This window comes from Intrasporangium calvum, assembly GCF_028446585.1.
In the GTDB taxonomy this organism is placed as follows: domain Bacteria; phylum Actinomycetota; class Actinomycetes; order Actinomycetales; family Dermatophilaceae; genus Intrasporangium; species Intrasporangium calvum_A.
The window spans coordinates 1-12759 of sequence record NZ_JAPFQL010000103.1 but is presented as its reverse complement, the minus strand read 5'-3'; the positions used below and the strand labels follow the sequence as shown (position 1 = coordinate 12759).

Below are 12759 nucleotides of genomic sequence, written 5' to 3'. Positions count from 1 at the left end.
GGCGGCGAGGGTGTGGCCGGTGCCGGGTTGGGCGTTCGCGGGTGCCGTGGTGGCCACCACGGCGAGGGCGATCGTGGCGACGACGGGTCGCAGCGCACGCGTGAGGCGTCTGCTGGCGGCGATGGGAGTGTCCACGGTGGCCTCGCTTCAGGGGTTCTGTGGCCAGTGTGTGACGTGACCTGCCGATCGACAAGGACCCGAGCCGCCCGTGGCTCGGGGGAGTAGCGTCGGGGTCATGGTGATCGACTCGCTCGACGTCCCCTTCGTCGGCGCGCCCATGGCCGGTGGCCCGTCCACCCCTGACCTCGTGGCGGCAGTCGGGGAGGCCGGCGGCCTCGGCTTCCTCGCCGGCGGCTACCTCTCGGCGCAGCAGCTGGCGCGACAGATCGCGGACGTGTGGGACGCGTCGTCCCGACCCTTCGGCGTCAACCTCTTCGTCCCCGAGAGCGCCAACACGTTCGCCATGCCGTATGCCGCTGGGCTCGTCCCGCTCACCGGTGACGACCGCGCCCAAGCCGTGGCGCGGTATCGCGAGTCCCTGCTGCCCGTCGCGGAGGGCCTCGGGGTGGAGCTGCCCGAGCCGGTGGCGGGTGACCCGGACGACTGGGAGCGCAAGCTCGACCTCGTCGTGCGGGAGAAGGTGCCGGTGGTGTCCTTCACCTTCGGGCTCCCGGGGCCCGCGGTGCTCGCTGAGCTGCGGCGTTCGGGAGTCGAGACGGTGGTCACCGTGAGCGACGTCGAGGAGGCCGAGGCGGCGATCGAGGCGGGGGTCGACGGGCTCGTCGTGCAGGGCCCCGACGGAGGGGGCCACCGCGGGACGCTGGACGCGCTCAAGGAGCCGTCCCCGCTCGACCTGACCGATCTCGTCGGTCTGGTCCGCGAGGGGTGCTCGGTGCCGATCTTCGCCGCCGGGGGGATCTCGACACGGGCGCGGGCCCGGGAGGTGCTCGACTGCGGGGCGACTGCGGTGCAGGTCGGGACGGCGCTGCTGCGCACCCCCGAGGCCGGCACCGCCCTGGCCTACCGGCGGGCGCTGGCGGACCCTGCCTTCAGTCGGACCGTCGTCACGCGGGCGTTCTCCGGACGGTTGGCCCGGGCGTTGGAGACCGACTTCGTCCGTGAGCGCGACGGCCTGGCGCCGGCTGCCTACCCGGAGGTGCACCACCTGACGGTGCCGTTGCGTCGTGCTTCGGCAGCGGCCGACGATCACCGGGCCATGGCGCTCTGGGCGGGCACCGGCTGGCGGGAGGCGGACGACATGCCGGCCGGGGCGGTGGTCCGGCGGATCGTCGGGGACTGACCGCCCCTGACGCGAGCGGTGTCGTACGGTGACGCCATGCCAAGCGCCGAGGGAAACCTGACCTGGAAGCCGGCCACGGAGCACCCAGAGCTCGTCGCACCGCCCGTCGCCGCCGCACTGCCCGGCGTCCCGGGCGCGAAGGTCGCCGAGATCGATGCGGCGCTCGCGGACACCGCCGCTTTCTGCGCGGCCTACGACGTGGATCCTGCCGCGTCGGCCAACTGCGTCGTCGTCGAGGGTCGCCGCGGCGAGGTGACGACCCGGGCCGCGGTCATGGTCCTCGCGACCGACCGAGCCGACGTCAACCGGATCGTGCGCAAGCACCTCGGCGTCCGCAAGATCTCGTTCGCCGACCAGGCGGTCGCCGAGGAGCTGACGGGCATGCAGCAGGGCGGCATCACCCCCGTCGGGTTGCCGGCGGACTGGCCGATCCTCGTCGACGCGGCCGTTGCCGCGGCCGGACCGGTGGTGATCGGGGCCGGGCTCCGCGGGGCCAAGCTGCTGGTCGACGGCTCGGCCCTCGCCGAGCTCCCGGGCGCCGAGGTCCTCGATCTGACGCTGTGACGGCAGCAATTCGCAAGAATTTGGGGCGGTGCTGCAAAAAGTTGCAGTGAAACTCTGGCGCGTCGGACATTCCCGGCGTTAGGTTGCCCGTGCCGAGTGCTGCGCGACCGTCGGTCCGACCTTCGGCACACCCCCAGAGTTGCCACGAAGGAGTGCGCATGCGCCGACGTCCGATCCTGTCCGCGACGACCGTCATTGCAGTTGCGGCAGCTGGTCTCGTCACTCCCGTTTCCGGTGCCGTGACCGCGTGGGCCGAGGAGCGCACCGTCACCCTGGTCGGCTCGCTCCAGAGCGAGCTCGGCTGCCCGGGCGACTGGGACCCCGGCTGCAGCGCGACGGACCTGCCGCTGGAAGCGAGCCCAGCGGCATACGGCAAGGTCTTCGACGTGCCCAAGGGCAGCTACGAGCTCAAGGTGGCGATCAACCGCTCCTGGGACGAGAACTACGGAGCGGACGGGGCCAAGGGCGGCGCCAACCTCCCGCTCGTGCTCGAGGGCCCGGCGAAGATCCGCTTCACGTACGACGACGAGACCCACCAGATCGGCATCGCGCCGGTGGAGCTCTCTGGGCCGGCCACCGACGCCGACGCGGCGCTGGCCACCCCCTCGCTGCGGCAGGCCCCGACCCGCGAGCGGTTCTACTTCGTCATGGCCGACCGGTTCGCCAACGGCGACCCGACCAACGACGAGGGCGGCCTCACGGGAGACCGGCTCGAGACCGGCCTCGACCCGAGCGACAAGGGCTTCTACCACGGCGGCGATCTCGCCGGCATCGCCGACAAGCTCGACTACATCAAGGGCCTCGGCACGACGGCGATCTGGCTGACGCCGTCGTTCAAGAACCGTCCCGTGCAGGGCAGCGGCGACGACATCAGCGCCGGCTACCACGGCTACTGGGTCACCGACTTCACCCAGATCGACCCGCACCTCGGCACGAACGCCGAGATGAAGGAGCTCATCGCCGCGGCCCACGCCAAGGGGATGAAGGTCTACTTCGACATCATCACCAACCACACGGCCGACGTCATCGACTACGAGGGCGACTCGGACACCTACCGGGCCAAGGACGCCTACCCCTACCAGGACGCCGAGGGCGACGTCTTCGACGATGCCAAGGTCGCGGGCACGGACGACTTCCCGACCCTCGACCCCGCCACCTCCTTCCCTTACGTGCCGACGTTCCGCACCCCCGAGGACGCCACGGTCAAGGTCCCGGACTGGCTCAACGACCCGGTCCGCTACCACAACCGCGGCAACTCGACCTTCGCCGGCGAGTCGAGCCTCTACAGCGACTTCTTCGGCCTCGACGACCTCTTCACCGAGGACCCCGTCGTCGTCAAGGGGATGGAGGACATCTACACGGCGTGGGTCGACCTCGGCATCGACGGCTTCCGCATCGACACCGTCAAGCACGTCAACATGCCCTTCTGGCGCAGCTTCGGGCCCACCCTGATGAAGCACGCGAAGGACGCCGGCAACGACGACTTCTTCATGTTCGGCGAGGTCTTCGACGGCAGCCCCGCCTACATGAGCCAGTACACGACCGAGGGGCGGCTGCCCGCGACCCTCGACTTCGGCTTCCAGGGCGCGGCGCTCGGCTTCGCCTCCGGCAAGGCGACGACCGGCCTGCGCGATCTCTTCGCCGGCGACGACTACTACACCGACCTCGACTCCAACGCCTACTCGCTGCCGACCTTCCTCGGCAACCACGACATGGGCCGCGTCGGCATGATGCTCCGGCAGGCGAAGTTCGGGGGCGACGAGCTGCTCGCCCGCACCGAGCTGGCCAACTCGCTGATGTTCCTCACCCGCGGGCAGCCCGTCGTCTACTACGGCGACGAGCAGGGCTTCACCGGCGCCGGCGGCGACAAGGAAGCCCGTCAGGACCTGTTCGCGACGCAGGTCGAGGAGTACCAGGACGACGTCATCATCGACGGCGGGGCCGACGAGCCGATGGGCTCAGCGGACCGCTACGGGACGGACGGCCCGCTCTACACGCACCTGAGCGAGCTGGCCGAGCTGCGGGCGGCGCACCCCGCGCTCGCGGACGGCGCCCAGCTGCACCGCTACGCCTCCGACTCCGCAGGCATCTATGCCGTGAGCCGCATCGACAAGGACGCCCGGCGCGAGTACGTCGTCGTCGCCAACAACGCCACCGAGGCGAAGACCGCGACGTTTGCCACGGCGTCCCCGAAGACGAGCTTCCTCCCGCTTCTCGGGGCGTCGAAGGGCGTCACCTCGGACCGTGCCGGTCGCGTCACGGTGACGGTGCCCCCGCTGTCGGTGCAGGTCTTCCGCGGCAAGACGGCCTTCCACGCACCGGAGTCGGCGATCACCGTCTATCCCGCATCCCCGGCGCCGGGGGCCGCGGTCGGCGGCCGCGCCGAGATCGGCGCAGCGATGCCGGGCACCGCGTTCGCGGAGGTCACCTTTCTCCAGCGGCCGGTCGGCACGACGGAGTGGACGCCCATCGGCACCGATGACAACGCGCCCTACCGGGTCTTCCATGACGTCCGGGGCCTGGCCAAGGGGACGCTGCTCGAGTACCGGATGGTCGCCCGCGACATCGAGGGCAACCTCGCGGCGACGTCCACCTATGGCATCGTCGGCGACCCCAAGGCCGGCGGTGGCGACGGCGGCAGCGGTGGCGGCTCCGGCCCCGTCGTCCAGCCGGACCACGTCTCGGTCCCCGGCAACCTCAACTCCGAGATGGGCTGCGCCGGGGACTGGGATCCTGCCTGTGACCAGGCACAGCTGACGCGCAACCCCAACGACGACATCTGGCGCCTGACGACGACGCTGCCGGCCGGGGACTACGAGTACAAGGCCGCGATCAACAAGTCATGGGACGAGAACTACGGCGTCGGGGCCGTGCGCAACGGCTCCAACATCCCGCTCAAGGCGGATGGGACGCCCGTGACGTTCTACTACGACCACCGGACGCACTGGGTCACCAGCGACGCCCAGGCCGAGATCATCACGGCCCCCGGCAGTTTCCAGAGCGAGCTCGGCTGCTCGGGTGACTGGGCGCCGGACTGCATGCGCTCGTGGCTGCAGGACCCGGACGGTGACGGCACCTACACGTGGTCCTCCAGCGCCATCCCCGCCGGGAGCTACGAGTTCAAGGTGACCCACGGCCTGTCCTGGGCCGTCAACTACGGCGCCGGCGGTGAGCAGAACGGCCCCAACGTGGCCTTCTCCGTGCCGTCGGACGGCACGCAGGTGACGATCAGCTACGTCCTCGGGACGCACCAGATCTCGGTGAAGACCTCGCGCGCCGGGACGGCGCCCGATCTGAGCAAGGCCAGGGCGTTCGTCGTGGCGGCAGATCTCGTGGCGTGGCCGGCGTCTGCTGTCCCGGCCGGCGTCGACCCGGCGACGCTCACGTGGCGGCTGCACTGGTCGGCGGACGGCGGTCTCGCCGTCGACGCCGAGGCCGTCACCGGTGGCTCGGTGGCGACGCTGACGCGCGACCCCAAGGGCCTGCCCCGGGACGTGCTCGCCGCGCACCCCGAGCTCAAGGACGCGGTCGCCCTGCGCACCGACAAGCGGACCGCCGCCCTGATGCCCGAGATCCTCAAGGGCCAGGTCGCGGTGGCGATGTACGACTCGACCGGAGTGCTCCTCGACGCCACCGGCGCCCAGACGGCCATCGCTCTCGATGCGATCTACGCCGGGGCAGCGCGGAAGCGGGCCTACGGAGTCGCCTTCCCGAAGGGCGGCGTGTCCTTCAGCGTCTGGGCGCCGACCGCGCAGGACGTGAACCTGCTGACCTGGCCGGCCGGCTCCGACGACCTCGGACTCGACCGGGCGACGCGCACCGACATGGTCCGGGCAGCTGACGGGTCGTGGACCGCTCGCCTCGGCGACGGGGCCAAGGAGGCCCGCTACCTCTACGAGGTGAAGGTCTTCGCGCCGTCGACGGGCAAGGTGGAGACCAACCGCGTCACCGACCCGAACTCCGTTGCCTTGACGCTCAACTCGACGCGCTCGGTCGCGGTCGACCTCAAGGACGCGAAGCACATGCCTGCGGCCTGGCGCACCACCCCCGCGCCGACGGTGGCCCAGAACGTCGACACGACCATCTACGAGCTGCACGTCCGGGACTTCTCCGCCACCGACGAGTCGGTGCCCGAGGAGCTGCGGGGCAGCTACCTCGCCTTCGCCGAGGAGGGCGAGGGGCGCAAGCACCTGCGGACGCTGGCGCAGGCGGGCCTCAACACGGTCCACCTGCTGCCGACCTTCGACATCGCCTCGATCGAGGAGGACCCGGCCAAGCAGGAGCAGCCGGACTGCGACCTGGAGTCCTTCGCCCCCGACAGCGAGGAGCAGCAGAAGTGCACCTCCGCGGTGGCCGGCAAGGACGCCTTCAACTGGGGCTACGACCCCTACCACTGGACCGCGCCCGAGGGCTCCTACGCCTCCACGGCCGAGGCCGCTGACGGCGGCGCCCGCATCGCCGAGTTCCGCACCATGGTCGGGGCCCTGCACGAGGATGGCCTGCGCGTCGTCCTCGACGAGGTCTACAACCACACCGCCGAGTCGGGGCAGGGCGCCAGGTCGGTGCTCGACAAGGTCGTCCCCGGCTACTACCACCGCCTCAACGCCACGGGTGCAGTCGAGACCTCGACCTGCTGCCAGAACGTCGCGACCGAGCACGCGATGGCCGAGAAGATGATGGTCGACTCGGTCGTCACGTGGGCCCGGGACTACAAGGTCGACGGCTTCCGCTTCGACCTCATGGGTCACCACAGCAAGGCCAACATGCTGGCGATCCGCGCCGCCCTCGACGCGCTGACCACCTCCAAGGACGGCGTGGACGGGAAGCAGATCTACCTCTACGGCGAGGGCTGGAACTTCGGCGAGGTGGCCGGCAACAAGCTGTTCGAGCAGGCCACGCAGGGCCAGCTCGGCGGCACGCACATCGGGACCTTCTCGGACCGGCTGCGCGACGCGGTGCGCGGCGGCGGTCCCTTCGACGAGGACCCGCGCAAGCAGGGCTTCGGCTCGGGGCTGTCGACGGACCCGAACGGCGCGCCGGTCAACGGCGACAGCACCTCGGCGGCCGCGCGCCTGGCCCACGAGACGGATCTCGTCCAGCTCGGCCTCGCTGGCAACCTGCGGGACTTCACGTTCCGCAGCGCGGCCACCGGCGAGGTCGTCAAGGGCACCGACGTCGACTACAACGGCTCTCCCGCGGGCTATGCGGACCAGCCGGACGAGGTCGTCACCTATGTCGATGCCCACGACAACGAGACCCTCTTCGACGCGCTGACCTACAAGCTGCCGGTCCCGACGACGATGGCCGACCGCGTCCGGATGAACACCCTGTCGCTCGCGACCACTGCTCTGTCCCAGACGCCCTCGTTCTGGCACGCCGGCGCGGACCTGCTGCGCAGCAAGAGCCTCAACCGCGACTCCTACGACAGCGGTGACTGGTTCAACGAGCTCGACTGGACCGGTGCCGACAACGGCTTCGGCCACGGCCTCCCGCCGGAGGGCGTCAACTCGGCGAAGTGGCCCTACATGCGGCCGCTCCTCGCCGACCCGGCGCTCAAGCCGACCCAGGCAGAGGCGCAGCACGCATCGGCGATGGCCCAGGACCTGCTCGAACTGCGGTTCAGCACGCCGCTCTTCCGGCTCGGCTCGGCGGACGCGATCCGGCAGAAGGTCAGCTTCCCCGTGTCCGGCACCGCGGACGCGCACCCCGGCGTCGTCGTCATGCGGATCGACGACACGGTGGGCGCGGACGTCGACCCTGCGCTGCGCGGGCTCGTCGTCGTCCTCAACGCGTCGCCCGACGCCGTGGCCCAGAAGGTCCCGGGACTCAGCGGGTCCTGGTCGTTGAGCCCGGTCCAGCGGGACGGGGCGGACAGCGTGGCGAGCTCAGCGGCATACGACACGGCCTCGTCGACGCTGACGGTGCCCGCGCGGACGGTGGCGGTCTTCGTCCAACCCAGCTGACCTGGCCGTATGCCGCTGGGCTTGCTCTCGCGGCCCCGTGCCCTCGGGTGCGGGGCCGCGAGCACCTACGGTGGGTCCGTGAGCACTCCAGACATGACGTACCGCCAGCTCGGGGACAGCGGCCTCACGGTCTCGACCGTCGGCCTGGGCTGCAACAACTTCGGCCGCCGGATCGGCGAGGAGGAGACCGCCGCGGTCGTGCGGGCGGCGCTCGACGCCGGGATCACCCTGTTCGACACGGCCGACATCTACGGTCCGGGAGCCAGCGAGGAGCTGCTCGGACGCGCGCTCGGGTCGGAGCGCGAGAACGTCGTCGTCGCGACGAAGTTCGGCATGGACATGCAGGGCGCCAATGGTCCTGACTGGGGAGTGCGCGGCTCGCGGCGGTATGTCCGGCGCGCCGTGGAGGCGAGTCTGCGGCGGCTCGGGACCGACTGGATCGACCTCTACCAGCTGCACCGCCCCGACGGGGTGACCCCGATCGGCGAGACCCTCGCCGCGCTGACCGAGCTGGTGCAGGAGGGCAAGGTCCGCTACATCGGGTCGAGCAACCTCACGGGGTGGCAGGTCGTCGACGCCGACTGGGTGGCGCGGTCCGAGGGGTTCGAGCGGTTCGTGTCTGCGCAGAACGAGTACTCGCTGCTCGAGCGATCGGTCGAGGACGAGCTCGTGCCCGCGTGTGAGCACGTCGGCGTCGGGCTGCTGCCGTACTTCCCGCTGGCGTCCGGGCTCCTCACCGGCAAGTACCGACGGGGTGAGGCCGCGCCGCCGGGGACGCGTCTGGCGGACCGCTCCGACCGGCTCGCGGGTGCCGACTGGGAGACGATCGAAGCGCTCGAGTCGTTTGCCACGGGGCGTGGTCTGAGCCTGCTCGACGTGGCCATCGGCGGGCTCGCGGCCCAGCCGGCCGTCGCATCCGTCATTGCGGGGGCGACCAGCCCGGATCAGGTGAGGGACAACGTCCGCGCCGGCTCGTGGCAGCCCAGCGGGGCCGACCTCGACGAGCTGGACCGGCTCACTGGGGTCCCGGACCCGGCCTGAAGTGAGTGTCTTTCTGTCGTGAGTTTTGGGCTGCGTGGGACTGATCGGCGTCCTCTTCGCGGAAATGCGGGATTTTGGCCACATTTGGCAACGAGGAGGAAATACTCGTCTTAGCTGGACATTGCGCGTTGTCAGGGATCCGATCTTCCGTCCAGCCAGGTCCCCGCCACGACGCGCTGGAGGGGCAATGAAGTTCAACAAGCCGCCGGGGTGGCCAGACGCACCCGAGGGTTGGGTTCCCGATCCGACGTGGACCCCTGACCCCGCGTGGACTCCTCCGCCTCCTGGCTGGGATTTCTGGACGAACGACTACGGGATCCCGATTCGGGGGCCGGTCGGTCTCTATCCGAACGATAAGAGCAGTCGGCGTTCCAAGGCCCTGCTCGGCACAGCCGCCGGCCTAGCCGGTCTGATCGTTGGCCTGATGGCCGGGGGCGGATCCACCGAGCTGGACGCCAACACCCTCGCGCTCATGCCCTCACCTGCTGCAGTCACGTCCACCGTGCGAGTTCCCGGACCGACGGTCACGTCCAGTGTCACCGTCCCGGGACCCGAACGGACCGTGAAGGTGGCCGGTCCAACGGTGACCAAAACCGTGACCAAGACGGTGCGCAAGACCGTTACCGCAGTGGCTCCCTTCGCGGGCAGCGGTGGCACGGCTCCGAAGACGAGCAACACCTACTATGCGAACTGTGACGCCGCACGGGCCGCAGGAGTTGCGCCGCTCTACGTGGGTGAGCCCGGTTATCGTTCCGGTCTCGATCGTGACAACGACGGTGTCGCCTGTGAGTGAGTGACGCAGTCAGTCGTCCGCATCATCGAGATCGATGGCCTCCAGAGCGTTGGCTATGTCCGGGTTACCGCGTGCGTCGAGTGGCTGCAGTTCGGCTGAGGCTCCTTTCTGGTGAAAGAGCCGGTCATTGCTTGCTTCATTGACAATCTCCACGGCGTTCGCGTCAGCCCAGTGGATCCCTTCCAGGGAGGCGCGGCTGAAGCGGGCTGCGAGGACTGCCTCGGGCGCCCGGCGACCGTAGACGTCCGGAGCCGCCCTTCTCACGGCGACCGCTGTGACGGTCTCCAGGCCGGGACAGACGGCGAAAGCCTCTTTCACCGTTACGACGGTGCATCCGCACACCATGTGTGCGTACAGATCGTTCTTCTGGCGCTTGGTCATCTTGCGCAGAGAGAGGTTGCCAGCGTCAGTCACGCCGGGCATCCGTTCCGGAATGAGCTCAGGATCGGGAACTTGCACGACAACGGATGCGCCACGGCCGCCCACACCCAAGGGAGCCGCCATGGCTTCATTGTCCTCGAAGGCCTCTGCGAGTGCCTCCATGACGGCGCCCGGTTCGTTGTCCGTGAGGCGTTGCCAAGCGGCGTCGACTTCGGCTTGGGCGGCCACTCGCGACCGAGCCGCATCGGCTTCGAGGTCAAGAGCTTCCAGCCGTGCCGCCTCGTCGGCTCTTCTCCGGGACTCGAGCAGTTTGCCGACTTCGAAGATGCGTACACCGGCACGCGCTCGCCTTCGGTGTCGAGCTCGCAAAGAGTGCATCGTCGGCACGGTCGGTGTCGGCACGAGTGGCCGGGTTGCTTCCGGAAAGGAGACGCGGTGGAGGTCCAGGATCTGCGTCATCGCAGCCATGGCTGCCTGCGCCTCTTGAGCCTTGGCCGCGGCTGTGAGCGAGCGGGTGGCGGTCCCCGTTGACGCGGGTCGCGAACGGGCTTGGGGGGAACGCCGGTGGCTGCCTCCGACACTCGTGTAGAAGCCCACTGGTCCGACCCCTGTGCTGACTCCGGGCCGCCCTGCCCCCAGGTGGACACGCGCCGCGCGCGGTCCAACGCTGGCTCGCAACCCACGACTGGATGCGCGGATGCGAATGCCCGGGGCGACTTTGACCGAGAACCCCATGGGGGTCACAGTACCCGGGCGAGCCGCCATGAGGCTCTGGCCTTGAATGGGCAGATACCCTAGGGGGTATGGAACGAATGGTGCCCGACGCCTTGGACCCCGCGGTGGGACCTGACTTGAGCGAGCCACGTCACTGGGAGCGGCCGCGGCCCCACCTCGGCATCACGGTGCTGGCGGCAGTCGCGACCTTCCTCGTCATCGGGGTGCCCACCGACATCGTGCCCAATCCCGTCTTTGGGCGGGAGGTGCCGGTCCGGCCCTGGGAGCCGTGGGTGCTGCTCGCAACGAGTGTGCTGACCGGCCTGTGGTTCGGGCTGCAGCGCTCGCGCCGCGTGGTCAAGGACGACGGCTCGGTGACGGGCGAGGACTCGCCGGCGCCGGCCTACAGCGCCGCAGGTCTGGCCCTGTTCGCCGTGGCCTGTCCGGTCTGCAACAAGATCGTCCTCATCGCGTTGGGCACGTCTGGAGCGCTGGGGATCTGGGAGCCGCTCCAGCCCTGGCTCGCCGCCATCTCGCTCGCGGCCCTCGTCGGGGCGGTGGGGTATGCCGCCCGGCGCCGTCCGTGCGTCGACGGTGCCTGCCGGGTCGGGAGTGCGGCATGACCGCGTTCCCAACGCGCGGCTCGGCCCCGCTGGACGTCGTCGCCCGCCACGAGGCTGCGGCCCTCGCCGCGCTGGAGGCCGCGACCGGCGGCGCGCCGCTGTGCCGCGTCGACGGCACGCAGCAGACCGTCAAGGCGAGCGAAGGCGCGGCTGCGGCCTTGTCCGACGTGCGCCGAGCGCTGCGTGGTCGGTCTGCCGTCGGGGCCGAGGACGACCCCGCTGCGGTGATCGACGCCGTCCGGTCGCAGTGGCAGGGCATCACGGGGCCGCTCGCCGCGCGCCCCGGATCGGACGAGTACATCTCCGGTGGTCTCGCCGCTCTCGCCGCGTTGGAGCGCGACCTCGGCCCCTCGGGTGTGGAGCTGCCTGCTCCCGGAGTCGCGAGCATGCTTGCCGGCGGGCCGGTCCTTGGGGGAGTGGGCGCTCCCTCCACGACTGCGGAGAGCCTGCGCTGGCCGACCCGGCGCCGCGTTGCCGCGGGGGTGATCCTCGTGGGCCTGATCGTCCTGATCGGTGTCACCGTGGGGTGGCCGCTGACGGACGCGCCGCTCTGGACGGTGCTGACCGCCGGTGCGGCTGTGCTCTCGTCGCTCGCCCTCGCTCTCTTCGTGCCGCGTCCTGGGGAGGGATGGCGACCGGACCTGGGTTGCGCGCCCTGCGCGGTCGCCGGCCTGGCCCTGGCGGTCGCCGGTCCGTGGCTGGCCATCGAGACGGCTCACGACGGGGCGCGCGCTGCCCTCGCGCTGGTGCTCGCCGGAGCGGCACTGGGACGACGGCTCACGGAGCCGCCCGTCTGCGGCGCACCAGCGCGCTGACGCCGCCGGGTCTCACTCAGGCCCACGCCGGCGCCACCACACATCGGGCCGGGGCTCGATGAGTGGTGGCTTCGCGCGCGCAGGCCCACCGCTGATCGGACCTGGGCCCGATACGTGGTGGGGCCACTCGAGTCAGGTGGGGGTGTGGATGGAGGGGCCACTCGAGTTGGTGGGGGAGTCGGAGCGGGGGCGGGAGCGGGGGCGGGGGCGCTCGGCTCGGCGGGCCGGGAGGTAGGCGAGCAGGCCGAGCAGGCTGAGCGCACCAGCCGTCACCATCGCCGTCTGCGTCGTGGTGCGCTCGGCGAGGACGCCGATCACGGGGCCCGCGACGGAGAAGGCGGCGAAGGCCGTCATGGAGTTCATCGACAGGATCGTCGCCCGGTTGCGTGCCTCCGCGACCCGGTGCAGCAGCGCGGCATGCATCGGCCCGAGGAAGCCGTGCATGGAGTAGGTGAACGCGTAGGCGGCGACGAGGGCGAGCGGCCCCCCGACGAGCCCCATGACGACCGCGCCGACGCTGTTGAGGACCCGGCCGAGGATGGCGGTCCGAGCCACCCCGAGTCGC

The 12759-nt window shown here is 70.7% G+C and carries 9 protein-coding genes; 7 read left to right on the top strand and 2 right to left on the bottom strand.

The features are described from left to right. Window positions 1–235: 235 nt before the first annotated feature. The 5 genes from OO014_RS17475 to OO014_RS17455 all read left to right on the top strand — a co-directional run bounded on the left by OO014_RS17475 (window position 236) and on the right by OO014_RS17455 (window position 9661). Window positions 236–1300 carry a nitronate monooxygenase gene (locus OO014_RS17475; protein ID WP_272463602.1) on the top strand — a complete coding sequence of 355 codons (1065 nt, stop codon included), beginning with the start codon at window positions 236–238 and terminating at the stop codon, window positions 1298–1300. Window positions 1301–1336: 36 nt separating this feature from the next. Then, complete coding sequence (locus tag OO014_RS17470) at window positions 1337–1864, top strand: YbaK/EbsC family protein (RefSeq protein WP_272463601.1); 528 nt, start codon at window positions 1337–1339, stop codon at window positions 1862–1864. A gap of 158 nt (window positions 1865–2022) precedes the next feature. Then, window positions 2023–7827: a pullulanase-type alpha-1,6-glucosidase gene (gene pulA / locus OO014_RS17465; protein ID WP_272463600.1), complete on the top strand. Its 5805-nt coding sequence runs from the start codon at window positions 2023–2025 to the stop codon at window positions 7825–7827. A 93-nt stretch (window positions 7828–7920) separates the two neighbouring features. Continuing rightward, window positions 7921–8868: an aldo/keto reductase gene (locus OO014_RS17460; RefSeq protein ID WP_272463603.1), complete on the top strand. Its 948-nt coding sequence runs from the start codon at window positions 7921–7923 to the stop codon at window positions 8866–8868. 424 nt (window positions 8869–9292) lie between these two features. Further along, the gene (locus tag OO014_RS17455) at window positions 9293–9661 is read left to right on the top strand and encodes an excalibur calcium-binding domain-containing protein (protein WP_272463599.1); all 369 of its coding nucleotides are present in this window, start codon (window positions 9293–9295) and stop codon (window positions 9659–9661) included. Between the two features lie 9 nt (window positions 9662–9670). Here the strand turns inward: OO014_RS17455 and OO014_RS17450 are convergent, their stop codons facing one another. After that, the gene (locus OO014_RS17450; RefSeq protein ID WP_272463598.1) at window positions 9671–10501 is read right to left on the bottom strand and encodes a hypothetical protein; all 831 of its coding nucleotides are present in this window, start codon (window positions 10499–10501) and stop codon (window positions 9671–9673) included. Between the two features lie 392 nt (window positions 10502–10893). On the opposite strand from OO014_RS17450, the gene OO014_RS17445 reads away from it, so the two are divergent. Both OO014_RS17445 and OO014_RS17440 read left to right on the top strand, forming a co-directional pair. Next, window positions 10894–11379: a hypothetical protein gene (locus tag OO014_RS17445; protein ID WP_272463597.1), complete on the top strand. Its 486-nt coding sequence runs from the start codon at window positions 10894–10896 to the stop codon at window positions 11377–11379. Then, entirely contained in the window at window positions 11376–12194 is an 819-nt protein-coding gene (locus tag OO014_RS17440) for a hypothetical protein (protein ID WP_272463596.1), read from the top strand. Before OO014_RS17445 ends, OO014_RS17440 begins: the two co-directional genes overlap by 4 nt. A gap of 132 nt (window positions 12195–12326) precedes the next feature. Here the strand turns inward: OO014_RS17440 and OO014_RS17435 are convergent. After that, window positions 12327–12759 (bottom strand): MFS transporter (locus OO014_RS17435; protein WP_272463595.1); only part of this gene is annotated, 433 nt, incomplete at its 5' end.

Excerpts from the sequence above, each read along its gene's own strand:
- OO014_RS17475 (WP_272463602.1), top strand. The coding sequence starts at position 236 with ATGGTGATCGACTCGCTCGACGTCCCCTTCGTCGGCGCGCCCATGGCC.
- OO014_RS17470 (WP_272463601.1), top strand. The coding sequence starts at position 1,337 with ATGCCAAGCGCCGAGGGAAACCTGACCTGGAAGCCGGCCACGGAGCAC.
- pulA (WP_272463600.1), top strand. The coding sequence starts at position 2,023 with ATGCGCCGACGTCCGATCCTGTCCGCGACGACCGTCATTGCAGTTGCG.
- OO014_RS17460 (WP_272463603.1), top strand. The coding sequence starts at position 7,921 with ATGACGTACCGCCAGCTCGGGGACAGCGGCCTCACGGTCTCGACCGTC.
- OO014_RS17455 (WP_272463599.1), top strand. The coding sequence starts at position 9,293 with ATGGCCGGGGGCGGATCCACCGAGCTGGACGCCAACACCCTCGCGCTC.
- OO014_RS17450 (WP_272463598.1), bottom strand. The coding sequence starts at position 10,501 with ATGACGCAGATCCTGGACCTCCACCGCGTCTCCTTTCCGGAAGCAACC.
- OO014_RS17440 (WP_272463596.1), top strand. The coding sequence starts at position 11,376 with ATGACCGCGTTCCCAACGCGCGGCTCGGCCCCGCTGGACGTCGTCGCC.